Here is a 25,804-nt window from a genome sequence, read left to right on the forward strand (position 1 = left end):
TTACCAAGAAAGTTAACTTTCGGCTCCGGGATTATTGGGGCTGCTGTCCGGTCGGACTGATTCTTTGCACCGCGTTGCAGCCGTTGGAGTGAGTGGCGATGAAGCCAGGATTGCCGTGGAGTGTGAAGGGTATCGAGCCGGATGTGCGCGAAGCTGCGAAGCTTGCCGCCCGCCGGTCGGGAATGACCCTGGGCGAATGGCTGAACAGCACCATCATGGATCAGGCCGATGGCCCGGCCGAAGCGCCGCCGCCGCCAGTTGCAGCGCGGGCGAGGACCCGTGCACCGGCTGCCGGCATGCCAGCCATTGAGCGTGCCGCCAGTCGCCTCGAAGACATCGCGGAGAAACTCGCCCGCCTGTCCATTGGCGAATCGGCCACCGCCTCGCGGATCGGCATCCATGCCGCCGAAGACCGCCAGGACGCAGAGGCGATGCAGCGCGTGCTGAGCCGCGTCGAGAACAACGAACGCCAGACCGTTGAGGCAATCACCGGCCTCAACGAGCGCATCGCCGGCCTCAGCCGCCAGCTCACCAGCACGCCCCGCCCGCAAGCCTCGCGCGTCGAGGATTCTCAGGGCTTCCAGGCGCTGGAAAAGGCGGTGCGCAGCATCGTCGAGCACATGGAGACGAGCGAGAAGCGCAACAAGGAAACCTTCAAGTCGCTGCAGGACCGCCTCTCCTCGCTCAACAGCAAGGCGCAGAGCTCCGACAATGACCAGATCGTCCGCCAGGCACCGGCCTTCTCGGCGCTGGAATCGCGCCTTGCCGATCTCGCCAAGCGCGTGGAGCGCACCGAAACGTCTCCGCAGAACCAGACGCTGTCGGATCTCCTGCGCCGTGAAATCACTGATCTCGCCAAGCGCATCGACCAGGTGCGCGAGAATTCCGAGACCCTTGCCAACAAGGCCCAGACACAGGCGGTGCAGGCGAGCCAGCACGAATTGCGCGCCATCGAAAGCCGCATCCTCGGCCTCCTGAAGGAAGCCCAGTCGTCGCTCTCCAGCGCCTCTGCAGGCCCCGCTGAAATCCAGCGTCTGCGCGGCGAGATCGAACGCCTCAACCGCCGCATCGACGAAACGCAGGTTCATGCAGCGGGTGCAGGCCCCGACGTCCTGGAACTGCGCGCCGCCGTGGAGCAGCTCTCCACCCGCGTGGCGCAGGGACCCGACATGCGGCCGCTCGCCGACATGGATCGCCGCATCCTCGACATCACCCAGCGCCTCGAACAGACGCAGGCAGCGACACGCGCCATGCCGCAGTTCGCCGAACTGGAAAACCGCATCGCCGAACTGGATTACAAGTTCAGCGAAGCGATGGCGGGTCGCGGCTCGTCGCACGCCGCCGAGATCGAGGAACGCATTGCCGAAGTCTCCGAACGCCTGAGCCGCACGGAACAGCAGCTCTCGTCGCTCGAGACGATCGAGCGCGCCGTGAATCAGCTCTTCGATACGATGGAGCAGCAGCGCAAGTGGACGGAAGAGGTGGCCGAGGGTGCCGCCAACCGCGTGGCGCAGCAGATCATGGCCGCCGGGCCCCAGCAGGTGTCGCTTGCCGGTTCGCCTGAAATCCAGGCGCTGGAAAGCGGCCTCACCGCCGTTCGCACCGCCGCCGAAACCGCCGACCAGCGCAACCAGGAAACGCTGGAAGCCGTCCACGATACGCTGGAGCAGATTGTCACCAAACTCGCGGAGCTGGAAACGGCGGCGATCGGCCAGCGCGTTGCCGCCGCTGCAGCACCTGCTGCCGCAGCCACTCAGGATCAGCCGGTAGAGGCCATGGAAGCCTTCCCGCCGCTGCCTCCCGATCCGGAGAACAATCCTTTCGCCCATCAGGCTGCGATCGACGACGTGCAGCCCATGGCGGAAATCCAGGCTGCACCGGAAGGGTTTGCCGCAGCGCCCAGCCTCAATCCATTTGAAGCCCCGCCGCAACCTGCGGCCAATCCCTTTGCTCCGATGGGCGCTGCCGTCGATCCCGCAGCCTTTGCCAGCGGCGACGATTTCATTGCCGCAGCCCGCCGTGCCGCCCAGGCCGCCTCCCAGCAGAAGTCGCTGCTGAGCGGTATTGCGCCGGGTGCGGCCAAGATGAGCGAAGAAAGCTCCAAGAGGCTGCTCAAGCTGTCGATCTTCAAGTCGAAGCAGAAGGCCCAGGCCGCAGCACAGGCGCAAGGTCCAGTCGGACTGACGGGCGAGATCAAGCCGCCGCCCGGCTTCAAGCCTGCCAACAGCAACACCGAGAACAAGCGCCGCAAGCTCCTGCTCATGGGTCTTGTGCTGCTCGCCGCCGTGTCCGCCTTCACCTTCAACATGGTGGGCCGTGGTCACAAGGTGAAGGCGCCGGTGACACCCACTGCCGTGGAACAGTCGATCGAACAGGGCCAGACCACAACGCCCAACGCCGTTTCGCCCGTGCCGTCGGACAATGGCGCAGCACCCGCTGCCCCGGCTGCCGTGCCCGCACCTGCACCGCTCGAAAGCGGCGCACTGGAATCAGGCGACAGCGATCCCATCCTGACAGGTTCATTGCCCTCGACGCTGGGCAGCAAGCCGATCGCTGCCCTCGTCGCCGGTGATACGGCAGCACCCGAAAACCTGCCGCCCTCGGAAGTGGGTTCCATGGCGCTCCGCGAAGCGGCGGCCCTGGGGGATGCCACGGCGCAGTTCGTGATCGCCACCCGCTACCTCAACGGCGAGAAGGTGGAACAGAACTTCGAGAAGGCCGCCTTCTGGTATGGCAAGGCCGCTGCCCAAGGTTCTGCCCCGGCGCAATACCGGCTTGCCACCATGTATGAGCGTGGCCGCGGCGTCGCCAAGGACCTGAAGGCGGCACTCGGCTGGTATGAACGCGCTGCCAGCCTCGGCAACGTCAAGTCCATGCACAACGCCGCGGTGCTCGCCTCCGGCAGCGAGTTGGCCTCGCCCGACTACAAGCGCGCCTACAAGTGGTTCTCGCTCGGTGCCGCCCACGGCCTCAAGGACAGCCAGTTCAACCTCGCGGTCCTGCTGGAACGCGGCCTCGGAACCGAAGTCAATCCGGCGGATGCCTGGTTCTGGTATTCCGTTGCGGCCCAGCAGAAGGACGACGACGCCAAGAAGCGCGCCGCAACGCTCGCCAAGGCCATGTCGCCCAGCGAACTCCTTGGTGCCAAGACGCGCCTCGCCGCCTGGTCGCCCGAGAAGGCCCCCGATGGAGCCAACGTGATCGCCATCAACAATCCGGATTGGAACGTGCAGATGAGCGTGGGCGGCTAGCTCACGCGCAGGTACGGAAAACGGTACATCTTTTGCCGGGCCAGCAGGAACACGCTGGCCCGCTCCGTTTCCAGAAGGCCATCGAATGCAGCGGTGCGGACGCTGAGGCCCCCCGTATAGGCCCCGAAGGCCGGGAGGATGATGCGGCGCGTATCCGCCACGAAACATTTGCCCCGCACCATGTGGCCGCGCTGAACCACACCCGCACCCGGGTGCAGGTGGCCGGCGATTTCCGGTGTGGCGAGCTTGCCCGAGGGGGCGTGCCGCAAGGTGACCGGCCCCAGTTGCACGCTGTCCGCATGCCGCCCCCCCAACCCCGTCTTCGGCCCCGGATCATGATTGCCGCTGATCCACACCGTCTCGATCCGGAGCGTCAGCGCGGTCAGCCGTGCCGAAGCCTCATCGCCCAGCAGCGCATGGCCTTTGGCGTCGTGAAAACTGTCGCCGAGCAGATAAAGTGTCTTGGCCCCCGTATCGGCAATCACCGCCTCCAGTGCGGAGAGCGTCAGGCTCGTATCATAGGGCGGCACGCTGATGCCGCGCCGCGCCAGGGCCGCGCCCTGTTCCAGATGCAGGTCAGCGACCAGCAGCGCACCGAACGCGGGCGCAAACAGTGCCCCCGAGAGGTCCGGCCGGAAGCTCAACCCGGCAAGCGAGATGTCATGGACCTTAGACAAGCCGGACGGCCTCATCCATGAGTTGCTCGGCGGCTTCGGCGAGAAGGGCATCATCGCCACTGCCTTGAATCGATTCGCGCCCGATCTCAAGCAGCACCGGAACGGCAAGTGGCGACACCCGCTCCAGGTCGCGGTGCAGGATCTGGTTCTTGATGCGCTTCAACAATCCGCCAAGCCGGTGCACGTCGATCAATCCCTCCGCGGCGTCATCCCAGGCCGCACGCAACAGCACATGGTCCGGCTGGTGCGAGCGCAGCGCATCGTAGATGAGGTCGGTGTTGACCGTCACTTGACGCGTGGTCTTCTCCTTGCCGGGAATGCGCCGCTCTATCAGCCCTGCGATGATGGCGACATTGCGGAAGGTCCGCTTCATCAGGTTGGACTCGGCGAGCCACGCCTCAAGGTCGTCGCCCAGCATGTCCTCGTCGAAGAGCCGCGCCAGTGACAGGCGGTCCTCGGCGATCATCGCGCCCATGTCGCGCAGTCCCCACACGACCAGCGCATACTCGGACGCAGTGAAGCCGAGTGGCCGCGCCCCCAGGCGCTCCAGGCGCCGGGTGAGAAGCATGCCCAGTGTCTGTTGCGCCAGCCGACCCTCGAAAGGGTAGCAGACCATGTAGAACTTGTCGGCGCGCGGGAATGTCTCCACCAGCATCTGGTTTTCGTCGGGCAGGACGCTGGCCCAGCGCTGCGTCGACAGCCAATCGCGCACCTGCGGCGGAAGGTGCCCCCAGCGCGAAGGATCAGCGAGGATCCGGCGCACCCGCTGCGCCAGATAGGTGGACAGGGGAAACTTGCCGCCCATATAGGAGGGAATGCGTGGGTCGCGGCCGGGCGCGCGCGTCGCCAGCGCGCCGTATTCATCCAGCCCCTCGTGGCGCAGCACCTGGCCCGCAAACAGATACGTGTCGCCATAGGCCAGTTGCGCGATGAATGACTCTTCCAGTTCACCGAGCACAAATCCGCCTGTCGCCACCCGCTTGCCGAGCACGGTGCGGATTCGGGCGATGCGCACCTTGATCATCTCGTCTTCGACAATGGTGCCGATGTTGAGACGGTACTGCTGGCCCAGCCGCGGATGCGACAGCCGCCACAAACCGTCGGGTTGCTGACGGAGCTTGGCATACCGCTCGTAGGACTTCAGCGCGTAGCCGCCGGTCGCCACGTAATCGAGCGTCTGGTCGAACAGCTCTCGCGCCAGGTTGCGGAAGGTGAAGGCCGATGTGACCTCGCGGAACAGGTCATCGCTGGCGAAGGGCCCTGCCACCGCGCGCCCCAACATGTGTTGGGCCAACACGTCGAGCTTCATCACCATGGGGTATTCGGTGTCCTGCGCATTGTCGGCCACCGCTTCCACGGCCGCTTCGCATTCCAGCACCTCGAAGCGGTTGGACGGCACCAGCAGCGCCTTGCTCGGATCATCCAGCCGGTGATTGGCGCGGCCGATCCTTTGCAGCAGGCGGCTCGACCCCTTGGGCGCGCCCACCTGGATCACAAGGTCCACGTCACCCCAGTCGATGCCAAGATCAAGGGTGGAGGTGGCGACCACGGCCTTGAGGCTGTTCGCCGCCATGGCCGCTTCCACCTTCCGCCGCTGCGCCACATCGAGCGACCCGTGGTGGAGGGCGATGGGCAGCGTGTCCTCGTTCACGTCCCACAGTTCCCTGAACAGCAACTCGGCCTGCGAGCGCGTGTTGACGAAGATGAGGCTCATGCCGTGGCGCTTGATGGCGGCGTAGATGTCCGGCACCGCATAGCGCGAGGAATGCCCGGACCACGGCACCCGCTCCTCTGATTCCAGGATGTGGAGATCAGGCGCGGCTCCCGCCGCCCCCGTCACCAGCGCCACGGGCGGCGTGCCCGCAGGTGCAAGCCAGGCCCGCACCGCATCGGGGTCTGCGACGGTGGCGGAGAGGCCGAAGAAGCGCGTCGCTGGCGCATGGGCGCGCACGCGCGTGAGGGCGAGCGAGAGAAGCACGCCCCGCTTCGACGTGACCACGGCATGAAGCTCGTCGATGATGACGCTACGAAGATCGCGCAGGAGATGCGCCGCCGCCGGGTCGGCCACCAGCAAGGACAGTTGCTCCGGCGTGGTGATCAGGATGTCGGGCGGATGCGTCCGGATGCGGGCGCGGCGCGATTGCGGCGTATCGCCTGTCCGCGTCTCGATGGTGATGGGGAGGTCCATCTCCCGCACCGGCGCCTCCAGGTTCCGGGCAATATCAACCGCCAGCGCCTTGAGCGGCGAGATGTAGAGCGTGTGGATGCCCTCGTGGCTGTGCGGTTCGGCGAGTTCATGCAGCGTGGACAGGAAACCGGCCAGCGTCTTGCCGCCGCCTGTCGGAGATATGAGCAGCGCCGAATGCCCGGCGAGGCCTTGCTGCAACATGGCCAATTGGTGCGGGCGGGGCGTCCACCCCCGCGAATGGAACCAGTCGGCGATCTTGTGATGCAATGCAGGCATAACAGTCCGGAGCTTGACGGAGCCGCCCGTCTCACGCAACCCGGCACCATCATGGCACTTGCTCCAGGTCTCCCCATCACCCACCGATCGGTTCTCCGTATCGCCATTCCGATCGTGCTCTCCAACATGTCGGAACCGCTGATCGGCGTGGTCAATACGGCCGTCATGGGCCGCCTGCCTGGCCCGCACTACATCGGTGGGGTTGCCGTGGGGGCGCTGATCTTCGCCTTCCTCTTCTGGGGCTTCGGCTTCCTGCGGCTCTCCACGGGCGGCCTTTCGGCCCAGGCCACCGGGGCAGGCGACCATCCCGCCCTGGTGACGCTCCTGTTCCGCAGCCTGATCCTCGCAGGGGGCATCGGCCTCTGTCTCGTTGCCGCGGGGCCGTGGCTCGGGCCACTCGCCGTGGGGCTGGTCGGCGGCAGCGAAAAGGTCATGGCGGAAGCGCAGACCTATTTCAGTTATCGCATCTGGGCGGCACCTGCGGCCCTGACCAACTTTGCCATCATGGGCTGGTTCATCGGCCATGGCCGCGCCAGCACGGCCTTCGTGGTGCAGCTCTTCCTCAATGTCACCAACATGGCGCTGAGTGCCGTCCTCGTGCTGGAAGCGGGCTATGCCACTGCGGGCGTAGGCCTCGCCGTCGTCAGCGCCGAATATGCCGCGATGGCGCTTGGCCTCGCATTGGCCGCACGCCGGCTTGCGATGCTCAGGCTCCGCCCGGACTGGCCGGTCATCTTGCAGCGCGAGCAATTCCTCAAGCTGGTCAGCGCCAACAGCGACATCATGATTCGCACGGTCTGCCTCGTCTTCGCCTTCGGATGGTTCGTGGCACGGGGCGCCCGGCAGGGCGATCTGATCGTCGCCACCAACGCCGTTGTTCTCAATCTCTTCGAAGTGTCAGCCTACATGATCGATGGCTTCGCCTATGCCGCCGAGGCCCTGGTGGGACAGTCGATTGGCGCGAAGGTGCGGGAGCGCTTCCGCCGCGCCGTGGGGCTGACGACCCTGTGGGCCGGCGTGCTGGGTTTGGCCTGCGCCGCGGTGATCCTCGTCTTCGGCAACCAGTTGTCCGCGCTGATGACCGTCGATCCCGCCGTCCGTGAATCAGCTTCGCACTATTTCCTCTGGGCGGCGATGGCGACGGTGCTCGGCACCGCCTGCTTCCAGCTGGATGGCATCTTCACCGGCGCCATGGCCACCCGCGACATGCGCAACATGATGGTCGTCTCGCTGGCGGTCTATCTGGCAGCATGGTGGGTGCTGGAACCGGCCTGGGGCAACCATGGCCTCTGGGCCGCACTCAACATCTTCTTCATCGCCCGTGGCATCACCTTCTCCGGACGGCTGGGCGCGATCGAGAAGAAAGTGTTTGGCTAGAGCGACTGGAACCGCGCAATCGCCGAACGTTCCAGCGCCGCCGTCGTGAGCTTGTCCATGTTCAGGCCGTCGCGGAGAATGGAGAGGAAGCGCAGCTCTTCCTTGCCCACGGCGAGATCGACCGCCGCCACTTCCACAGCCAGCGCATAGGCCGTTTCGCGCAGGCGCACCGGCAACTGCTCCCTGACCAGCGCGATCACGGTCTGCATGCCGTCCTTCACCTGCAGCATGTCCCCGCACTCCTGCGCCACGTTGGCGAGGCGTGAGCGGTCGAAGCCCTTGAAGACGGGCAATGTGCGCACCAGCAGCTCGATTTCCGCCAGTTCCTCCGGCTTGATCGCACCCTCGACGCCCGACATCATCACCATCACGTAGATGAGGGCCTGTTCCGTGGAAATGGTACCTGACATGGAAACTCCTGATTCACCTGGGCGCGGTTTTACAGAAAGACTTCGCCGCTTCAATGGCGTCAACAAGTCCCATGCGCTCGATGGCTACGCCGGGCGGGAAGGCGGTGGCAAAGCGCGAGGCCATGCGGGCATCGAGCATCACGAAGCAGCCCCGGTCCTTCGCCGAGCGGATGAGCCGCCCGAAGGCCTGCCGCAGGCGCAAGCGCACCACCATGTCGGTGTAACCTGGCGACCCGAAGGCCTCCTTGCGGGCGCGCTCAAGAATGGTGGGCGTGGGCCACGGCACGCGGTCCATGACGATGAGACGGAGCGAATCGCCCGGCACGTCCACACCGTCCCGCACGGCGTCCGTCCCCAGCAGGCAGGCATCGCGCTCGGCCCGGAACAGGTCTACGAGCGTGCCCGTATCCATCGGATCCACATGCTGCGCATAGAGCGGCAGGCCCTTTTCTGCCAACGGCCGCATGATCCGCCGGTGCACTGCGCGCAACCGCGAGATCGCCGTGAAGAGGCCGAGCGCGCCGCCGTGCGTGGCAAGGAAAAGCTCGCGGTAGGCTGCGGCGATCTGGTCCATGTTCTCGCGGTTCACATCGTTGACGACGATGAGCCGCGCCATGTTCGGGTAATCGAAGGGCGAGATGAAACTTTCGCGCCGCACGGGATAGGGAAGATGCACGGCGCCGGTGCGCATCTCGGCATTCTGCCAGTCATCAGGCAGGTCCGGCGGGCGGTCTTTCAGCGTTGCTGATGTGACGATGATGCCATCGGCTGGACGCAACACCGCCAGCGCCAGCGGTTCCGTGGGGTCGATCCAGTGCGAATGGAAGCCCACGTCCATCTCGCGGCTCCCTGCCTGTTCCACGTCGAACCACTCGATCATGTTGACGGACTTCTCGCCGATGAGGCGGTGCAGCATGGTGATCCATCCCCCCACCATGAGTTCACCCCGCCGCCGCAGTGACCGCGACAAGGCCTCGATGCGACCCCGTTCGGCGGAGTTGAGTTCGGCGGCCTCGTCATCAAGCTTGGAGGCGAGCAATTTCGCCAACCGCTCCATGGGGCGCTTGAGATCGATGAGTGCGGCCGCAAGTTCGCCCGTCGCTTCCGCAAGGCCGTCGATCAGCGGCAGGCAATCGGCCTCCAGCGTATGCCCCGTCTCCGTGCCGTCGCGGGCCAGCACCTGCTGGCGCAGCAGGGCAAAGAATTTCTCCGCAGGCCCATCGCCCCGGCCATCCTGAATGCGCCGCATGAAGCCGGACGACGGCAGCGCATGCGCGGCCCGCAGAACCTCGTCGAGAATGGCCTCGCCGCCGTCTTCGCCCGACACCAGGTCGCCCACGCGCTCGGCAAGCCCGCGTCCCCGGCGGCGGTCGTTTTCGGGCCCGCGCAACCAGCGCCGCAACTCCGCCGTCTCCATCGCCGTGAGATGCGCCGAGAAAGCGGAATCAGCGGCATCGAACAGGTGATGTCCTTCATCGAAGACGATGCGTTTCAATCCGCCTGGTGTTGTCTCTTCCTCGCTGGTGGCGGCCTGGCCCAGTGCATGGTCCACGGCAGCGGCGTGCAGCACCAGTGCGTGGTTGGCGATCACCAGCGAGGCCTTGCGCGCGGCCCGCAGGTTCTTCTCGATGAAGCAGCGCTTGTAGTGCGGGCAGGCGACGTAGATGCATTCGCCGCGCCGGTCGGTGAGGCCAAGACCCTGTGGCGAGGGATGGCGTGTCTCGCCATCGAGGTTGCTCTCAGGGAACAGCGACAGGATCCACGACGGGAAATCACCGCCGATCAGGTCGCCGTCGCGCGAATGCCGCGCCCACCGGGCGATGAGCGCCGCCAGCAGTGCTCCCCGCGTTCCGCCCGCCTGCAGGCGGCCGAAGGATTCCTGCATGTTGAGAAGGCAGAGATAATTCTCGCGGCCCTTGCGGATGACGATGCGTTCCCGCCGCTCCTGCGGATCGGGGAGGAGGCGCGCCGTTTCCTGGTCAAGCTGCCGTTGCAGGTTCTTGGTGTAGGTGGAAATCCACGTCGCCGCCGCGTTCTTGCGTGACCACGCCCAGGCGGGTGCGAGATAGCCCAGCGTCTTGCCCAGCCCCGTGCCCGCCTCGGCAACGAGAATGTTGTTGAAGGCGGGAGACTGCCGCGGCGCAAAGGCGTGAAGGGCAACTTCCGCATAGGCCCTCTGCTGTTCACGCCGTTCGGCATCCGGACCCAGTGCCTCGCGGAGCACAAGGCCTGCTTCTTCCGGCTGGACTTCGTCCTGACGCCCGGGTGGACGGGGACCGTCTTCCTCCCATTCGTCCACCCGGTCCCACACATTGAGGCCGGTGGCAAAGGTGCCCACATCAAGCCGTGGATTGGCCGCCAGCAGCGCCGACATGACGGCGCGCGACCACGGCCAGTTCGCCCGTGCGAGGAAGGTTGCGGTTTCCGCCGTTTCCCTGACCAGCGGATAGCGCGGATCGGAGAGCCGCGTGAGCAAAGTGTCGCGCACCAGCGGCAGGGCGTCTGCATCGGTTGGGGCGGTGAGCGCGAGGGCACGCGCCAGACCGCGCGGCGTAGGCACCGCCTGTTGCGCGGGGCAGACGAAGGCGAAGAGTTCCGCCACATCGAAGTGTTTCTGTTCCAGCGCGGCGCGCACGTCGCTCCGCGATGCAGATGCCGCATGGCCCAATCGCTCGATCAGGAAACCGGCATGGCAGACGAGATGCGGAGTGCCCGCCAAGGCCCGCAATGCCTCCGCCGGCGCGAGGTTCCGCCCCGCGCTCACGGCACCGAAGCCGGAAGCGGTCATCGCCGGAATGATGACGGAATTGTCATGTGCCATGGCCACCCATTTGCCTGATTCAGCCATAGAGTGAAATGCCCCGGCACCCGATGAACTGCGAGGATATGATCATGGACCAGAAGATCATCAATCTTTTTGACCGTTATACGCACGGCGGCCTCTCGCGCCGGGATTTTCTCGACCGTCTGGCGCTGGCCGCAGGATCGACTGCCGCGGCGACGGCGCTGCTGCCCCTGCTCGAAAACAATTATGCCGAGGCCGCGATGGTGGCTGAGGATGATCCGCGCCTGGCGCTCAGCGAGGGCGAGATTGCACCAGGCATCAAGGGCCTGCTCGCCATTCCCAAGGATGCCACAGGCAAGTTGCCGGGCGTACTGGTGATCCATGAGAACCGCGGTCTCAATCCGCACATCAAGGACGTGACCCGCCGCCTCGCCCTGGAAGGCTTCGTGGCCTTTGGCGCTGATTTCCTGGCGCCACGGGGTGGCACACCTGCCGATGAAGACAAGGCCCGCGAGATGATCGGCACGCTGCCGCCCGCAGACGTGGTCGCCTATGCCCAGACTGCGCTGAAGGCCATTGCCGCCCATCCCGCAACCAATGGCAAGGCGGGGGCCGTGGGCTTCTGCTGGGGCGGCGGCATGGTGAATGCGCTGGCGGTGGCAGACCCCACGCTGGCGGCAGGCGTTGCCTACTACGGCCAGCAGCCTCCCGCCGATGCGGTGCCGAAGATCACCGCACCCTTGCTCCTGCATTATGGCGGCCTCGACGAACGCATCAACGCCGGCATCGCGGTTTACGAGGCGGCACTGAAGGCCAACGGCAAGAGCTACGAACTCTACGTGTACGAAGGCGCCAACCACGCCTTCAACAACGACACCAATGCAACGCGCTACAACAAGGATGCCGCTGACCTCGCCTGGTCGCGCACCGTGGCTTTCCTGAAGAAGAACGTGGCGGGCATCGCATGATTGACGGGCGGGAGGTGCGTCCGTAAAGAACGGCGTCCCCCAATTCGAAAGCCCGCTTCATGCCCGTTTCTCCCGCCCTTCGTGCTGCCGCCCTTGAGAGCAAGGCCTGGCCCTTCGAGGAAGCCCGCAAGATTCTGAAGCGGGTGGAGAAATCCGGCAAGAAGAACGTGCTGTTCGAGACCGGCTATGGCCCCTCGGGCCTGCCGCACATCGGCACCTTCGGCGAGGTGGCGCGCACCACCATGGTGCGCCGCGCCTTCGAACTGATGAGCGACCTGCCGACGCGCCTTCTCTGCTTCTCCGATGACATGGATGGCATGCGCAAGATTCCGGACAACGTGCCGGACAAGAGCTTCCTCGAGCCGCACCTGCAGCGCCCGCTCACCGTTGTGCCGAATCCCTTTGGCGGCAACTACGAGAGCTTCGGCCATCACAACAACGCCATGCTCCGCCGCTTCCTTGATACCTTCGGCTTCGACTACGAATTCGCCAGCGCCACGGAATATTACAAGACCGGACGCTTCGACGAGGTGCTGATCCGCGCCCTCGAGAAGTACGACGACATCATGGCGGTGATGCTGCCCACGCTGGGCGAGGAGCGCCAGGCCACCTATTCGCCCTTCCTGCCGATCTCGCCCACTTCGGGCCGCGTTCTCTATGTGCCGCTGAAAGCCGTGAACCCGAAGCAGGGCACCATCACCTTCGCCGACGAGGACGGCACGGACGTGACGGTTGATGTGCGTGGTGGCCGCACCAAGCTGCAGTGGAAGCCGGACTTCGGCATGCGCTGGGCGGCACTGGACGTCGATTTCGAAATGTTCGGCAAGGACCATCAGACCAACGCGCCGATCTACGACCGGATCTGCGAGATCCTCGGCGGCAAGGCGCCGGAGCATTACGTCTACGAGCTTTTCCTTGATGACGGCGGCCAGAAGATTTCCAAGTCGAAGGGGAACGGTCTCACCATCGACGAGTGGCTGACCTATGCCGACACGGAGTCGCTGGCGCTCTACATGTACAACAAGCCGCGCGAGGCGAAGAAGCTCTACTTCGACGTGATCCCGCGCGCCGTGGATGAATACGCCCAGTTCCTCGCCGCCTACCCCAAGCAGGCGGATGCCAAGGACAAGCTGATGAATCCGGTGTGGCACATCCACAGCGGCAAACCGCCGGCACCGGAACCCGGCAACGTCACATTTGCCTTGCTGCTCAACCTGGCAACCGTGGCCAACACGGAAGACAAGGACGTGATGTGGGCTTTCATCAAGCGCTACATGCCGGAGCTTTCCCCGCAGACCAACCCGCGGCTGGACAAGCTGGTGGGCTTTGCCATCCGCTACTTCCAGGATTTCGTGAAGCCAGCCAAGCAGTACAAGCTGCCGGATGAAACCGAGGCGAAGGCGCTGGCCGACCTGTCGGCGGGACTGGGCCTGCTGCCCGAGGGCACGCTGCCGGAAGACATCCAGAAGGTCGTCTACGACGTGGGCCGCCGCCCGCCCTACACCACGACCCAGAAGGATGGCTCGGTGGGCGTGGCCCAGACCTGGTTCAACATGCTCTACCAGGTACTGCTGGGCGAGGAGCGCGGACCCCGGTTCGGCTCCTTCGTGGCGCTTTACGGCATCGCCAACACCCGGGCCCTGATCGGTAAGGCCCTGCGCGGGGAATTGGTGAAATAATGCCCTTGCAAATGAGGGCTTGAAATTTTGTCGCAGCCGGTACATATTGCCGACGTCGACGTACGGCCGATTAGGCTCGGCTCCGCACTTCTAAACTGCAAGTGTTCCAAGCCACCTCTTTCCAAAACATCGATAGGCTGTCGCCCGTGACAGCAATTCCGCAGTCCGGGCGTGACACAAGCTACTAGAAGGAATGCAAATATGCCGACAGGCACAGTCAAGTGGTTCAACTCCCAGAAGGGCTTTGGATTTATTCAGCCGGAAACCGGCGGCCCGGACGTGTTCGTCCACATCTCCGCCGTTGAGCGCGCTGGCATGAACGGCCTGAACGAAGGCCAGAAGGTCTCGTTCGAAGTCGTCGCCGACCGCCGCTCGGGCAAGTCTTCGGCCGACCAGCTCAAGGCCATCAAGTAATCATCCTGATCCAGCGCCTCATGCCAGCCACGGATGTACTGGCGGCAAGGGGAATGTAAAGTCTGGTTCCAGGGAAGGAAGCCGCGTCTGCGAGAGGACGCGGCTTTTGTTTTTTGTCTCGAAAGGAGATCTGAATGAAGATCATTGTCCGCGACAACAATGTCGAACAGGCGTTGCGCGTGTTGAAGAAGAAGATGCAGCGTGAAGGCCTGTTCCGCCAGTTGAAGCAGGGCGAGGCCTTCGAGAAGCCGTCGGAAAAGCGTGTGCGCGAGAAGGCCGAGGCCATCCGCCGTGCCCGCAAGGCCCAACGGAAGAAGATGCAGCGCGAGGGCCTCCTGCCCATGCCGAAGCCGAAGCCCCGTGTTCCGCGCCCCGGCCAGAACCGCAGCCCGTTCAATCCGGACGGTCCGCAGGCGTCCGTCGTTCCCGCGAAGTCCTAACCGAACCTGCCCTTCAGCCGCCGCTCCAGCCCGCGCCGCACCTCGCGGTAGGATTCAAGGATCTGCTCGCGCGAGCCATGCACGTGCGAGGGATCGGGCGTCGGCCAGTATTCCACGTCGATCGCCATGGTCTTGGCCATGTCCCGCGCATAGGCGTCCGCCTCCGGCGACAGCGTGATGGCGAGATCGAAGGCCGAGTCGGCGAGGTCATCCACCGAATGCGGCCGGTGGCGCGTCAGGTCCAGCCCCACCTCGTCCATGATCAGCCCCACGAAGGGATCGGGATCGCCGGCATGAATGCCGGCTGATGCCACATAGATCTTGTGGCCAAACGCGGCATGCATGAGGGCCGCCGCCATGGGCGAACGGATGGCGTTGTGCGTGCAGATGAACAGCACGGCCGACGGCATCTTCTTCTCCATGCTCATCCCCGCCACACCAGCGCGCAGATCAGGGTGAAAAGCCGCCGCGCCGTATCCATGTCGGTCTCGACCTTGCCCTTGAGGCGCTCCATCAGGATTTCGCTGCCCTCGTTGTGCAGGCCGCGGCGCGCCATATCGACGGTCTCGATCTGCGCCGGTGTGCCGAGCTTGATCGCTTCATAGTAGCTGTCGCAGATCTGGAAGTAGTCCTTGACGATGCGCCGGAACGGCGTGAGTGAAAGACCGAAGGCCATCAGCGGCCGCTGCGCTTCGTCGCGCACGTCGACCACAAGCCGCCCCTCATGGGTGGACAGCACCAGATGATAGGGCCCCGCCATGCCGTTGCTCAGCTGAAAGCGGTTGTCCTCGATGAGGTCGTAGATGGCGGTGTTGCGTTCGTGCTCGGCTTCCGGCGAGGGGCCACGCCCGATCGATTCATCAACCTCGATTGCGGAAAGGCGGTTCGCAGGGCGCGGGCTCATGCCCCGTGCTCCGGCGTCTTCTCCGTAGACCACGCCGGGCCGAGATCATCCAGACTCACGTCGATGCAGGCAACCTCAAGCGCGATCACGTGACCGCCCGAGAAGGTCATGGTGATCGTTCCACCTGGATTGTCTTCGCCACGGGCTGGTGTGAAGGAGAGGGCGAGCAGCGACAAGACCGTGAGATCGCCCAGTCCTTGCGGACCCTGGCGTTGCACGCGCGTCACATCGTTGATCGAGACGCCGGTGCGGTGACGCTGCCGGTCCGGCAGCATGTCCCAGGCAAAGCGGTTGGCCACAAATGCAAAGCGCCGCTGCCGCTTCAGGTAGCTCACGTCGGCAAAGCGGATCACGGCATCCTGCATCTGCGCAGAGATGACGCCGAGATCTTCCGCATCGAAGGCCGTGAGATGCAGCAAGGGATTATCCTGAAATGCGGGTGACGTCAGCGCCGCAGGCCTGGAGCTTTTCCTCCAGCGATTCGAAGCCGCGGTCGAGATGATAGACCCGGTGCAGCATGGTCTCGCCTTCGGCTGCGAGCCCTGCGATCACCAGCGTTGCAGACGCGCGCAGGTCGGTTGCCATGACGTCGGCGCCGGTCAGTTTCTTGACGCCGCGCACCTCCGCCATGTCGCCATGCAGGTGAATGTCGGCGCCAAGCCGCGCCAGTTCCTGCACATGCATGAAGCGGTTCTCGAAGATCGTCTCGCGGATATGCGATGTACCGTGCGCTTTGGTCATCAGGCCCATGAATTGCGCCTGCAGGTCGGTGGGGAAACCGGGGTAGGGATCGGTCGTCACGTCAACAGGCAGGATGCCCGAACCATTGCGGCGGACGCGCAGGCCCTCGTTGGTCGTCTCCACGCTGATGCCGGCGCGCTGCATGGTGAGGAGCACGGTCTCGAGCGTGTCGGCGCGCGCACCGCGGAGCGTCACGTCGCCGCCGGTCATGCCCGCCGCCATGGCATAGGTGCCCGCCTCGATCCGGTCCGAGATCACCGTATGTTCGGCTCCGTGCAGCGAGGTGACGCCGGTGATCTTCAGCGTGCGTGTGTGGATGCCTTCGATCTTTGCGCCCATCTTGACGAGGCATTCCGCCACGTCGCCGATTTCGGGTTCCGTCGCGGCATTCTCGATGATGGTGTCGCCCTGCGCCAGAACGGCCGCCATCAGCGCTGCATGCGTTGCGCCGACCGAGACCTTGGCAAACGAGATGTGACCGCCCTTGAGGCCGTTCTTGGCCTTGGCCAGCACGTAGCCGTTCTCGATGTCGCAGACAGCGCCGAGCTTCTCCATCGCCTGCAGATGCATGTCGACGGGCCGCGTGCCGATGGCGCAGCCGCCGGGCAGCGACACCTTGGCTTCGCCGCAGCGGGCAATCAGCGGTCCCAGCACCCAGAAGGAGGCGCGCATCTTGGACACGAGTTCATAGGGCGCGGTGGTATCGACGATCGACTTCGCGGAAATCTTCAGCGTCTCGCCCGCAAGGCCGGACTGGCCGGCGCGCTTGCCCGCCGTCATGATGTCGACGCCGTGGTTGTTGAGGATCTTCTGCAGGCGCAGCACGTCGGCAAGGCGCGGCACGTTGTGCAGCGTCACCGTTTCGGGCGTGAGTAGCGGAATGATCATCAGCGGCAGCGCAGCGTTCTTCGCCCCCGAGATGTCGATGGTGCCGTTGAGCTTGTTCCCGCCGCGGATACGGATGCGATCCATGTGATGGCTATTCCCTGAAGTGGCCCCACGTGACAAGGGCCGAAGCGTCCCGATTGTGCTCGTTACAAGCATACATGGCGGCTTTGGGGCAACCGATATGTTGCAGGTGCGAAATGAATGGCAGCCCTGCGTGAGGTCCGGGAGGGCATGACAATGGGGACATTGCCATCCTTGCGCGGCCGTGGCGATGCCCCCTAACCTTCCGGCATGTCCGATACACCCGTGATCGACCGTGCGGCCATCGCTGCCGCATACCCCCGCTTTGCCCCGCACATCCGCCGTACGCCCGTGGTCCGGGTGGCGGCGGAGGACTTCGGCCTCGACCTGCCACCCCTCACGTTCAAGCTGGAGTTTCTCCAGCACACGGGCTCGTTCAAGGGCCGCGGGGCCTTCGCCAACCTGACGCTCCGCGACGTGCCGGGCGCGGGCGTGACGGCGGCTTCCGGCGGCAACCATGGCGCAGCCGTGGCCTATGCCGCGCAACGCCTGGGCCATGCCGCCCGCATCTTCGTGCCCGCCATTTCATCGCCCGCCAAGCAGGCGCTGATCCGGAGTTATGGGGCCGAGCTTGTGGTGGGCGGCGACCGCTACGACGAGGCACTGGCCGGCTGCGAGGCCCATGCCGCCATCTCCGGCGCCCTCAAGGTGCATGCCTTCGAACAGCGGGAAACGCTGCTGGGGCAAGGCAGCGTCGCCCTCGAACTGGAGGAGCAGGCCCCGGACATCGATACACTGCTGGTGGCGACCGGCGGCGGCGGACTGATCGGCGGCATCGCCGCCTGGGTCGAGGACCGCGTCCGCATCGTCTCGGTGGAGCCGGAACTTGCCCCCACCCTGCATGATGCCTTGCGGGCGGGGCATCCGGTGGAGGCTCCGGGCAGCGGCGTGGCCGCTGATTCGCTCGCCCCCCGCAAGGTGGGGTCACTCATGTTCCCGCTGGCCCAGCGCTATATCCACAGCGCCATCCTCGTGCCCGATGCCGCCATCAGCGCGGCGCAGCAGTCGCTCTGGAATGTGCTCCGCGTGGTGGCCGAACCGGGTGGTGCCACGGCGCTGGCGGCGCTGCTCTGCGGTGCCTACAGGCCGGCGAAGGATGAGCGGGTGGCGGTGCTGCTTTGCGGCGCCAATACCACGGCCGTGTCCTTCACCTGAGGGGCTTGGGCCCCGGCAGCGTTCAGCTCATGGATTCGAAAAGATCCGCGAGCTTGCTCCACAGCCAGCCGATCACCAGCAGCACCAGCGGCAGCGGCAGGGAGGTGAGGATCGTTGTGACGAAGCTGACGGCGTTCACCTCGGTCGGCATGGGACGCGGCAAGCCGAGCCAGTCCATCGCATCAACGACGCTGAGCCACGTCCAGCCCTGACCGGTCACGAAGCCGTAGGCCTGGTACAACACCACGGCCACGGCAGCGGCAACGAAGAGAAGGGCCAGGCCGTTGCACAGGATGCTGGCGAGATTGAAGCCCTCGCCGCCCGCCGTCCCGGTCTTTTCATGCTTGTCCGTCATCGCTCTGCCCCCTCTTGGCGCCGTCGGCGGCCGTCTTGCGCCGCTTGATATTGGCCTTGAGCGCCTTGGCCAGCCGGCCCGTGCGGGCCGCCTTCTGTGTCGCCTTGGGAGTTTCGGGCCGTTTCATGGGTCCATTGTGCCCGGTGGGGGAGGTCTGTCAACGGGCGGGTTGCACTTGCGGAAAGGCTGTGGCATGAGCGCCCCGCGTAGCCGCTCCGGCGCTTCGCCCTGGCGTTTCAATGCTGCCGTAGCTCAGTGGTAGAGCACTCCCTTGGTAAGGGAGAGGTCGAGAGTTCGATCCTCTCTGGCAGCACCAGCCTACTTCTTGTAATTGCTAAAAAACGGCTGGTGGTTCTGGATGGCTGAGCGCGGCAGAGGCAACTGAGTTAGACTTAAGGAAATACGAGCGGCAGGAACGCCAGCGCTGTAGTCAAACAGTAGCACTCGGGACGAGATTGTTGACGTAGGTAATCTCAGTCGTAAGAATCTGAGCTACATAGAATACAGGGGGCGGGGACATTCGGCTTTATCACAGATATGTCAGATCGCGACACCATCCCAACCGATACATCAATCATCCGCAGGCATCTACTTCAAAACAGGCGGGCGCTGATTGACACCGGCAACAGGAACCGGCTCGTCAATTTTCCGATTGGAAGCTCGAAGGCAAAGTCCATCGAGATTTTTGATGAACTCTCCGATGAAGTTTTTCGCATTCTGTATTCAGAAGGGCGGAAGATGTCTTTCGATCCTGGAAGGGCAAGTTCAGCAGCAACTGAAGACTCTGACATTTTGCTTTTGCCCGACATATTGTCGGAAGACGTTGACGAAAGTCGCTATACCGACACGAAGCTCCAAACCAAGCTGACGCCCGAAGGATTGCAAAAGAGGCTAACGGGACTTTATCGTGACGCAAGGACTGTTGAGCAAGAGCAAGGCATAGAAATTCTGTTCTTGGCCTTAGGTTTCTTGCAGTGGTTTGAAGATCCAAAGTCGCAGGAACCTCGTCACGCTCCGCTTGTCTTGCTTCCAGTGGAACTCGTTCGTGACAACGTTAGATCTGCATACAAGCTGCAGCTGAGGGAACAGGATTTGTCCCACAACATCGGTTTGGAGGAAAGGCTGAAACAAGATCTCGGCATAAGTCTGCCTCCTCTTCCCGAAGATGAAAACTGGCTGCCGAGTGCATATTTTCAATCCGTTGGAGATACTATTCGTAGCCAGGAAAGATGGACCATTAGGCCAAACCAAATTGCGCTGGGCTTCTTCTCCTTCACCAAGATCGCTATGTTTCATGATCTTGATCCAGATGTATGGAAAGGCGATGAACTTGCGAAACATCCGCTTATCCGCGGACTTCTGAATGATGGCTTTCCGGAGGAAGAAAGGTTATTTCCCGAAGGTGCAAGCGTAGACCAAATAATCCCAGCCGCAGATACCTTCCACGTTGTTGACGCTGACAGCTCCCAGGCACTTGTTGTCGAGGCAATAAGACGAGGCAGAGACCTCGTTGTCCAAGGACCGCCCGGAACAGGGAAATCCCAGACTATTGCAAATGTGGTCGCAGCAGCCGTGATGGATGGTAAGAAGGTCTTATTTGTCTCTGAGAAAATTGCGGCTCTCAAAGTCGTGCATGATCGCCTTCGAAAGGTAGGCCTGTCCCCAGTCTGCCTGGAGCTACACAGCCGAAACGCCAATAAGAAAGCCGTAGTTGAGGAGTTAGGAAGGACTCTGGCAACGCCATTGCCTCAACAAACTGAGGGAGAGCTACCGCAACGCTTGCAGGTTATACGTGATACCCTCAACACGCAAAGCAATCTATTAAACACAGTCTTCGACGACACTGGAACAACACCTTTCGAAGCGCTAGGAATGCAAGTCTACTTGTCGTCCCAAGGCGTGAAGCCACCTCATTTTGAGATAGAAAAGGCCGCGATTTGGTCAAATGACGAATTTCGCAAGATTCTAGATTCCTGTTCTGATTATATTGAATCGGTCGCTAGTGAAGGATTGGCTAGGGAGCATCCGTGGCGTGGCATTGGGAACGTTCTCATTCAGCCGTCGGAACTTCAACGCTGGCAAGCGAAGCTATCTGCACTAGCAGAGCGCTTGATCGAATTTTCTCGAGAGACTCAAAAACTCTACAGCGAGCTGTCGCTAACCGGTCCACACACTTTCTTGTCCGCAGCCGTAGTTGTTCAAGTGCTCTCAGCATTACAGAAGCGTCCTTGGCCAGATGCCCAATTGCCGAGATCTTTGAGACAGGGGGGAAGTCGTCAAAAGTTATTGGATTGCTTTGATGTGGTTGAGGACTTCGATGTTGAAGTTCGTCGCGTGTCAGCTTGGTTCAACGACAGTGTTTACAACATCGAACCGCGCCCATTGCGCGATCTAATCGCAGAAAAATCCCGATCTATGCTTGGGCGATTGTCGCCTTCGTATAAGCGTGCCCTCGAGGAATACAGGCGGGTCTCGTCTAATCCTGTTCCGGAACAGCCTTTGGAAATGGTGAAGCGACTCGATTGTCTGGTTGCTGCAATAGAAAAGGAACCGCTTGCTCGCAGCGCCGGGACACTACTGCAAGAACATCTGGGGACTGCGTGGCAGGAAGCACGACTTAACAAGTCGACGGTAATGGAGATCTTCGACTGGCTTGCGACTGTGGAAAAACTGCCACCTGCAATGGCATCGGCCGTATTCGGATTTCAAGGTTCGGTGCGAACGGTGACGAGCTCTCTTGATATCTATGAGAAGGAGCGAGAAGAGCTGCTCACTCTGTCGACAAATGTCGTTAGTGAAATTCAATTGACGTGGCCCAGCCAGTCCAGCGCGGAAGTGCAGTCGATCCCGCTAGATGAGTTGGGGGTGAAGTTCAGAACTCTTGCTAACTCAACCGAAAAATATGTTGGTTGGTGCAAGCTAAGTCGCGCTTTGGCAACAATGGAGAACTGTGGCGCGGGGCGGCTCTTGGAGGAGGTGGAGTCTGGCCGGATTCTACCGACTCAGATGCGTGATGTCGTCTGCTTCTTGAGATACGAGGGCATCTGGAACAGAGCTATAAAGACTAGGCCGGGGCTGGCGGAGCTGGAAGGGCAACAAAGAACGAAACTCGTGGAGGAATTTCGACAGCTAGATATCAAGCGGCTCTCACTAGCCACGAAACAGATATTGTTTAAACACGGGCAAGAGATGCCGCGGGGTTCAATGGGACAGATGGGCATCATAAGGGGAGAAATTGGAAGACAACGTGGTCTTATGCCCGTCCGGAAGCTCATGGCGCGGGCGGGTAGTGTTCTACAGCAGATTAAGCCCGTTATGCTTATGAGCCCCCTTTCAGTGGCTCAGTTCCTGCCGCCCGGATCGGTAACATTTGACCTCCTGGTGATGGATGAAGCCAGCCAGATCAAGCCCGAAGATGCGCTGGGAGCAATCGCGCGCTGCAGGCAGTTAGCAGTTGTTGGCGACAAAAAGCAGCTTCCCCCAACGAGTTTCTTCGATCGAATGATGAACGACGAAGAAATTGACGAAGACGAAGAGGACAGCGCTGCTGCTGTTCTGCCGAGTGCCATTGAAATGGAGAGCATTCTAACCTTGTGTGAGGCGAGAGGCCTTCCATCGCGCATGCTCCGGTGGCACTACCGCTCTCGTCATCCTTCTCTGATCGTTGTTTCGAACCAAGAGTTCTATGAGAATAATCTCTTTCTTCCTCCCTCTCCGAACTATGTCCGCGGTCGTGATGGGTTTGTTGCGCGCAGAGTTTCCGGTTCCTACGATCGTGGAGGCACACGCAGGAATGAGATTGAAGCTCGGGAGGTGGTGAAAGCTATTGTGGATCACGCCCAAAGATTTCCCTCGAGAAGTCTAGGGGTCGTGACGTTCTCTATGGCTCAGAAAACCCTAATCGAAGACCTTCTGGAAAACGAACGGCGACAGAATTCGAAACTGGAAAAGTTTGTAACGGACTCTGTGCACGAACCACTTTTCGTAAAGAACCTTGAAACAGTGCAAGGTGATGAACGTGACGTAATTTTTGTGTCAGTTGGATATGGGCCTCGCAAACCTCAGACTGGATTGGATAGCATGGCCTGGCCTTCGGGGTGGTGAGGGGTGGGAGTTGTTCGGGGGGGGGGGGGGGGCCCCCGCCAAGCCGGGGGGGCGGGGGGCGGGGGGGGGCGGGCCCCGGGGGCGCGGGCGGGGGGTGCGGGGCCATTACACCTCAGCCGAAGAGACAGACGCGGGCCGGGGGGGGGGGGGCGGGGGGGAGGCGCGGGGGGGGGGGGGGGGGGGGGGGGGCGGGGGGGGGGGGGGGGGGGGGGGGGCCGGGGGGGGGGGGGGGGGGGGGCGGGGGGCGGGGGGCCGGGAGGGGGGGGGGGAGGGGGGGGGGGGGGGGGGGGGGGGGGGGGGGGCGGGGCGGGGGGGGGGGGGGGGGGGGGGGGGGGGGGGGGGGGGGGGGGGGGGGGGGGGGGGGGGGGGGGGGGGGGGGGGGGCGGGGCGGGGGGGGGGCAGGCCGGGGCGGGGCCGGGAGGGGGCGCGGGGGGGGCGGGGGGGCGGGCGGGGGGCCGGCGGGGGCGCGGGCCGGGGGCGCGGGGGCCGGGGCGGGGCGCGGGCGGGGCCGGGCGGCGGGGGCCGGGGGGGCGGGCCCGGGAGGGGGGGGCGGGGGGGGGCGGGGGGGGGGGGGGGGGGGGGGGGGGGGCGCCGGGCCGGCGGGGCGGGGCGGGGGGGGGGCCGGGGCGCGGGGCGGGCGGGCGGGGGGGGGCGGGGGGGGGGCGGGGGGGGGGGGGGGGGGGGGGGGGGGCGGGGGGGGGGGGGGGGCCACTGAAGATGGCCACTCTCAATCCGCAATTCAGTAACACTTTTCCCAGCCAATGTACAACCGTCTTGTTCGCATATGAAAAAATTGAAATTTATAGGATGCGGATGGAGTTCGATCCTCTCTGGCAGCACCAGCCCTTTTTTCCTCCCGCATGAACCCGAGATGAACAGCAGCTTCAGGTGCGGCTCAGGGCCGGGGCTTTAGGAGCGCGTCCATTCAATTCTGATCAATGGATGGACCAAATGACAACGCTTCAGATCAACGACATCACCGCCCGCCAGAACCGCGCCTTCATCGTGCGCGTGGCCACGGGCCTGCGTGAAATGGCCGTGCGCCGCGCGGCGCGCCGGGCCCTTCTCAAGCTCGATGACCGCATGCTCAAGGACATCGGCCTCAACCGCGCCTCGGTGATGTCAGACCTGTTCTGAGATCAGGGTGCGAAAAGCCGGGCGAGCGCGCTTGCCGGATCGGTGAGATCCTCGATCACATCGAAATGGTGGCGGCCCGCTTCGTGATGGGCCGCAATGTCGATGCCAAGCCCATGCCAGATGTTGGCGAGAAGATCGTTCTGCCGGATGAATTCCGGCCGTTCCGCCGCACCCACCCAGCACATGACGCGTGAGCCCGGCCGCGGCCGCCGTAGCGCGGGACTTTCGTTGCGCGCCTCCAGTTCGGTGAGCTTCAGCGTTCCGTTCATGGCGGTCCGCATCAGCGGGCGAAGGTCGTGCAGGCCGCTGATCGAGATGACCTGCTCCACCCGCGTGACCACCTCTTCCGGCACCTGTGGCGGTTCGCAGATCATGCGCGTGGCGAGATGCCCGCCGGCGGAATGCCCGGCGATGCGGATGGGTCCGTCGATCCGCGCCGCCACCGCCGTGATGGCGCGGGCGATTTCCGATGTCATGCCGCTGACCGAATTTTCGGGCGCCAGCGTGTAGCCCGGCATGGCCACGGCCCAGCCGCGCCCCAGCGCCCCTTGCGCCAGATGCGACCAGTCGCTGCGCTGGAACTTCATCCAGTATCCACCGTGGATGAAGACCGCCAGTCCCTTGGGCCCGCCCTCCGGCAGGTAGAGGTCGTAGCGGTTGCGCTCACCGCTGCCATAGGGGATGCCGTATTCGGCGGTGCAGCGCGAAGGCAGGTGCTCACGGAAGCGCTCGGCAGAGGCCGTCCAGCGCGCGGGCCAGTCAGCTCCGCCGGGAATGTAGGCCCCATTGGTATAGGCATCGTCGAAATCCTGGATCATCCCGCCGTTATACCCCGGGTGCCGGCCCTGTCGAGGCGCGCACCACGAGATCGACGGGCCACACCTCATGGGGCAGGGGCTCGGCCGGATGGCGCAGCATGTGGATCAACAGTTCCACCACGCGCTTGCCCGCCGCACCGATCGACGATTGCGTCGTCGTCAGCGGTATCTCGAAGGTTTCGGCGCGGAAATCCGCCACGCGGTCATCATGGGCGATGAGTGACACGTCCTTGCCTGTGCGCAGTCCGGCCCGTGCCAGCACACGGCTCACGCCCAGCGCCTGGGCAATGGAAGAGCACAGGAAGGCGCTTGGCCGTGCGCTTGCGGGAAGCGCCAGCATGCGGGCCGCTTCGTCTTCGCCATGGCGCTCTGTCATCATCGCGCCCGTGATGAGTGCATACTGCGGCACGAGACCGTTGCCGGTCAGTGCCTCGCGAAAACCACTCTCGCGGTCGGCGGCATAATTGAAGGCGGGATCGCCATTGATGAGCGCGATGTTGCGATGGCCGAGATCGCACAGCAGGCGCGTTGCCTGCAGGAAGGCGCCACGGTTGTCGATGTCGAGCGAGGCATGCGGCACCTCCACGCGTGTGCGCCCATGCAGGATAAAGGGCATCTCCAGCGAGCGCAGCAATTCGATGCGTGGATCGGAGAGCAGCGGACTCGACAGGATCATGCCGTCGACACGGGCCGAGCGCACGGCGCGGCGGTACACCGCCTCTTCCGTCTGTGCTCCCCGCGCCATGGCCAGTGTCACGTCATAGCCGAGGTCGGAAGCCTGCTCGACGCAGGAGCCCAGGAACTCCGTGAAGATGAGATCGGCAAGCATGTTGCGCTCGCGCGGAAACACAAGCCCCAGCGTACCGGACTGCCCCGTCGCCAATCGCCGCGCCGCAGCGGAGGGACGGTAGCCATGCATCTCTGCGGCAGCCCGCACCCGCGCCCGCGTTTCTTCCGAAACCTCGGGAAAGCCATTGAGCGCACGACTCACCGTGGTCTGTGACAGCTGCAGCAGGTTTGAAAGGGTGCGGAGATTCATCGGGCGTGGACACTCACACATTCCCAAAGCGCTTTCAATAGAACAGTTGAATTGCCGGCGACACATGATCTTTTGCGACTGCTAACCCATGTTGCGCTGCACACTTAACCTGTGCTG

The 25,804-nt window shown here is 63.8% G+C and carries 21 protein-coding genes and 1 tRNA gene; 10 read left to right on the forward strand and 12 right to left on the reverse strand.

Going from position 1 to position 25,804, the window contains the following annotated elements:
• Positions 1–92: 92 nt before the first annotated feature.
• Positions 93–3,251: an SEL1-like repeat protein gene (locus IPM06_08000; GenBank protein MBK8770358.1), complete on the forward strand. Its 3,159-nt coding sequence runs from the start codon at positions 93–95 to the stop codon at positions 3,249–3,251.
• Here the strand turns inward: IPM06_08000 and pdeM are convergent.
• Together pdeM and IPM06_08010 are read right to left on the reverse strand one after the other, a co-directional pair.
• The gene (gene pdeM / locus IPM06_08005; protein MBK8770359.1) at positions 3,248–3,928 is read right to left on the reverse strand and encodes a ligase-associated DNA damage response endonuclease PdeM; all 681 of its coding nucleotides are present in this window, start codon (positions 3,926–3,928) and stop codon (positions 3,248–3,250) included. The genes IPM06_08000 and pdeM overlap by 4 nt on opposite strands.
• Positions 3,921–6,392, reverse strand: a complete 2,472-nt coding sequence (locus IPM06_08010) for a ligase-associated DNA damage response DEXH box helicase (GenBank protein ID MBK8770360.1) — start codon at positions 6,390–6,392, stop codon at positions 3,921–3,923. Before IPM06_08010 ends, pdeM begins: the two co-directional genes overlap by 8 nt.
• Before the next feature lie 51 nt (positions 6,393–6,443).
• On the opposite strand from IPM06_08010, the gene IPM06_08015 reads away from it, so the two are divergent.
• Positions 6,444–7,769 (forward strand): MATE family efflux transporter, encoded by a 1,326-nt coding sequence (locus IPM06_08015; protein MBK8770361.1) that lies wholly within the window; start codon positions 6,444–6,446, stop codon positions 7,767–7,769.
• On the opposite strand, the gene IPM06_08020 is transcribed toward IPM06_08015, so the two are convergent.
• Positions 7,766–8,179, reverse strand: a complete 414-nt coding sequence (locus IPM06_08020) for a tellurite resistance TerB family protein (protein ID MBK8770362.1) — start codon at positions 8,177–8,179, stop codon at positions 7,766–7,768. The genes IPM06_08015 and IPM06_08020 overlap by 4 nt on opposite strands.
• Positions 8,180–8,192: 13 nt before the next feature.
• Positions 8,193–11,000 (reverse strand): ATP-dependent DNA helicase, encoded by a 2,808-nt coding sequence (locus tag IPM06_08025; protein ID MBK8770363.1) that lies wholly within the window; start codon positions 10,998–11,000, stop codon positions 8,193–8,195.
• A 71-nt stretch (positions 11,001–11,071) separates the two neighbouring features.
• Between IPM06_08025 and IPM06_08030 the strand changes: the two genes are divergently transcribed.
• The 4 genes from IPM06_08030 to IPM06_08045 all read left to right on the forward strand — a co-directional run bounded on the left by IPM06_08030 (position 11,072) and on the right by IPM06_08045 (position 14,465).
• The gene (locus tag IPM06_08030) at positions 11,072–11,932 is read left to right on the forward strand and encodes a dienelactone hydrolase family protein (protein ID MBK8770364.1); all 861 of its coding nucleotides are present in this window, start codon (positions 11,072–11,074) and stop codon (positions 11,930–11,932) included.
• A gap of 59 nt (positions 11,933–11,991) precedes the next feature.
• On the forward strand, positions 11,992–13,611 hold the full coding sequence (locus IPM06_08035) for a lysine--tRNA ligase (protein ID MBK8770365.1): 1,620 nt from the start codon (positions 11,992–11,994) through the stop codon (positions 13,609–13,611).
• A gap of 201 nt (positions 13,612–13,812) precedes the next feature.
• Positions 13,813–14,025 (forward strand): cold-shock protein, encoded by a 213-nt coding sequence (locus tag IPM06_08040; GenBank protein MBK8770366.1) that lies wholly within the window; start codon positions 13,813–13,815, stop codon positions 14,023–14,025.
• A 134-nt stretch (positions 14,026–14,159) separates the two neighbouring features.
• Entirely contained in the window at positions 14,160–14,465 is a 306-nt protein-coding gene (locus IPM06_08045; protein MBK8770367.1) for a 30S ribosomal protein S21, read from the forward strand.
• Here the strand turns inward: IPM06_08045 and IPM06_08050 are convergent.
• From IPM06_08050 to murA, 4 genes are read right to left on the reverse strand one after another with little or no spacing between them, the layout of a single operon-like run.
• Entirely contained in the window at positions 14,462–14,893 is a 432-nt protein-coding gene (locus IPM06_08050) for an arsenate reductase ArsC (protein MBK8770368.1), read from the reverse strand. The two genes, IPM06_08045 and IPM06_08050, sit on opposite strands and share 4 nt — an antisense overlap.
• Positions 14,890–15,369 (reverse strand): UPF0262 family protein, encoded by a 480-nt coding sequence (locus IPM06_08055; protein ID MBK8770369.1) that lies wholly within the window; start codon positions 15,367–15,369, stop codon positions 14,890–14,892. The genes IPM06_08050 and IPM06_08055 overlap by 4 nt, the downstream gene beginning before the upstream one ends.
• A complete protein-coding gene (locus IPM06_08060; GenBank protein ID MBK8770370.1) occupies positions 15,366–15,818 on the reverse strand; it encodes a DUF2948 family protein in 453 nt (150 codons plus the stop codon). The genes IPM06_08055 and IPM06_08060 overlap by 4 nt, the downstream gene beginning before the upstream one ends.
• Entirely contained in the window at positions 15,793–17,082 is a 1,290-nt protein-coding gene (gene murA / locus IPM06_08065) for a UDP-N-acetylglucosamine 1-carboxyvinyltransferase (protein ID MBK8770371.1), read from the reverse strand. The genes IPM06_08060 and murA overlap by 26 nt, the downstream gene beginning before the upstream one ends.
• A gap of 207 nt (positions 17,083–17,289) precedes the next feature.
• On the opposite strand from murA, the gene IPM06_08070 reads away from it, so the two are divergent.
• The gene (locus IPM06_08070) at positions 17,290–18,234 is read left to right on the forward strand and encodes a threonine/serine dehydratase (protein ID MBK8770372.1); all 945 of its coding nucleotides are present in this window, start codon (positions 17,290–17,292) and stop codon (positions 18,232–18,234) included.
• Between the two features lie 22 nt (positions 18,235–18,256).
• Here the strand turns inward: IPM06_08070 and IPM06_08075 are convergent, their stop codons facing one another.
• Together IPM06_08075 and IPM06_08080 are read right to left on the reverse strand one after the other, a co-directional pair.
• Positions 18,257–18,589, reverse strand: coding sequence for a hypothetical protein (locus IPM06_08075; protein ID MBK8770373.1), 333 nt, complete (start codon positions 18,587–18,589; stop codon positions 18,257–18,259).
• Complete coding sequence (locus tag IPM06_08080) at positions 18,573–18,716, reverse strand: hypothetical protein (protein MBK8770374.1); 144 nt, start codon at positions 18,714–18,716, stop codon at positions 18,573–18,575. The genes IPM06_08075 and IPM06_08080 overlap by 17 nt, the downstream gene beginning before the upstream one ends.
• Before the next feature lie 114 nt (positions 18,717–18,830).
• On the opposite strand from IPM06_08080, the gene IPM06_08085 reads away from it, so the two are divergent.
• The 3 genes from IPM06_08085 (at position 18,831) to IPM06_08095 (ending at position 23,830) form a co-directional block, all read left to right on the forward strand.
• A tRNA-Thr gene (locus IPM06_08085) sits at positions 18,831–18,905 on the forward strand.
• Positions 18,906–19,126: 221 nt separating this feature from the next.
• Positions 19,127–22,693, forward strand: coding sequence for a DUF4011 domain-containing protein (locus IPM06_08090; protein ID MBK8770375.1), 3,567 nt, complete (start codon positions 19,127–19,129; stop codon positions 22,691–22,693).
• 942 nt (positions 22,694–23,635) lie between these two features.
• A complete protein-coding gene (locus tag IPM06_08095) occupies positions 23,636–23,830 on the forward strand; it encodes a DUF1127 domain-containing protein (GenBank protein MBK8770376.1) in 195 nt (64 codons plus the stop codon).
• A gap of 2 nt (positions 23,831–23,832) precedes the next feature.
• Here the strand turns inward: IPM06_08095 and IPM06_08100 are convergent, their stop codons facing one another.
• Both IPM06_08100 and IPM06_08105 read right to left on the reverse strand, forming a co-directional pair.
• Positions 23,833–24,648, reverse strand: a complete 816-nt coding sequence (locus IPM06_08100) for an alpha/beta hydrolase (protein MBK8770377.1) — start codon at positions 24,646–24,648, stop codon at positions 23,833–23,835.
• Between the two features lie 7 nt (positions 24,649–24,655).
• Positions 24,656–25,687 (reverse strand): substrate-binding domain-containing protein, encoded by a 1,032-nt coding sequence (locus IPM06_08105; GenBank protein ID MBK8770378.1) that lies wholly within the window; start codon positions 25,685–25,687, stop codon positions 24,656–24,658.
• Between the last annotated feature and the right edge of the window lie 117 nt (positions 25,688–25,804).

The sequence above is a fragment of the Hyphomicrobiales bacterium genome (genome assembly GCA_016710435.1).
In the GTDB taxonomy this organism is placed as follows: Bacteria; Pseudomonadota; Alphaproteobacteria; order Rhizobiales; family Aestuariivirgaceae; genus Aestuariivirga.

Bases quoted from the DNA above. Each gene is read 5' to 3' on its own strand.
- IPM06_08100 (MBK8770377.1), bottom strand. From the start codon at position 24,648: ATGATCCAGGATTTCGACGATGCCTATACCAATGGGGCCTACATTCCC.
- IPM06_08080 (MBK8770374.1), bottom strand. From the start codon at position 18,716: ATGAAACGGCCCGAAACTCCCAAGGCGACACAGAAGGCGGCCCGCACG.
- IPM06_08095 (MBK8770376.1), top strand. From the start codon at position 23,636: ATGGACCAAATGACAACGCTTCAGATCAACGACATCACCGCCCGCCAG.
- IPM06_08070 (MBK8770372.1), top strand. From the start codon at position 17,290: ATGTCCGATACACCCGTGATCGACCGTGCGGCCATCGCTGCCGCATAC.
- IPM06_08055 (MBK8770369.1), bottom strand. From the start codon at position 15,369: ATGAGCCCGCGCCCTGCGAACCGCCTTTCCGCAATCGAGGTTGATGAA.
- IPM06_08040 (MBK8770366.1), top strand. From the start codon at position 13,813: ATGCCGACAGGCACAGTCAAGTGGTTCAACTCCCAGAAGGGCTTTGGA.
- IPM06_08045 (MBK8770367.1), top strand. From the start codon at position 14,160: ATGAAGATCATTGTCCGCGACAACAATGTCGAACAGGCGTTGCGCGTG.
- IPM06_08030 (MBK8770364.1), top strand. From the start codon at position 11,072: ATGGACCAGAAGATCATCAATCTTTTTGACCGTTATACGCACGGCGGC.
- IPM06_08075 (MBK8770373.1), bottom strand. From the start codon at position 18,589: ATGACGGACAAGCATGAAAAGACCGGGACGGCGGGCGGCGAGGGCTTC.
- IPM06_08015 (MBK8770361.1), top strand. From the start codon at position 6,444: ATGGCACTTGCTCCAGGTCTCCCCATCACCCACCGATCGGTTCTCCGT.
- IPM06_08090 (MBK8770375.1), top strand. From the start codon at position 19,127: ATGTCAGATCGCGACACCATCCCAACCGATACATCAATCATCCGCAGG.
- murA (MBK8770371.1), bottom strand. From the start codon at position 17,082: ATGGATCGCATCCGTATCCGCGGCGGGAACAAGCTCAACGGCACCATC.
- IPM06_08035 (MBK8770365.1), top strand. From the start codon at position 11,992: ATGCCCGTTTCTCCCGCCCTTCGTGCTGCCGCCCTTGAGAGCAAGGCC.
- IPM06_08020 (MBK8770362.1), bottom strand. From the start codon at position 8,179: ATGTCAGGTACCATTTCCACGGAACAGGCCCTCATCTACGTGATGGTG.
- IPM06_08025 (MBK8770363.1), bottom strand. From the start codon at position 11,000: ATGGCACATGACAATTCCGTCATCATTCCGGCGATGACCGCTTCCGGC.
- IPM06_08010 (MBK8770360.1), bottom strand. From the start codon at position 6,392: ATGCCTGCATTGCATCACAAGATCGCCGACTGGTTCCATTCGCGGGGG.
- IPM06_08105 (MBK8770378.1), bottom strand. From the start codon at position 25,687: ATGAATCTCCGCACCCTTTCAAACCTGCTGCAGCTGTCACAGACCACG.
- IPM06_08050 (MBK8770368.1), bottom strand. From the start codon at position 14,893: ATGAGCATGGAGAAGAAGATGCCGTCGGCCGTGCTGTTCATCTGCACG.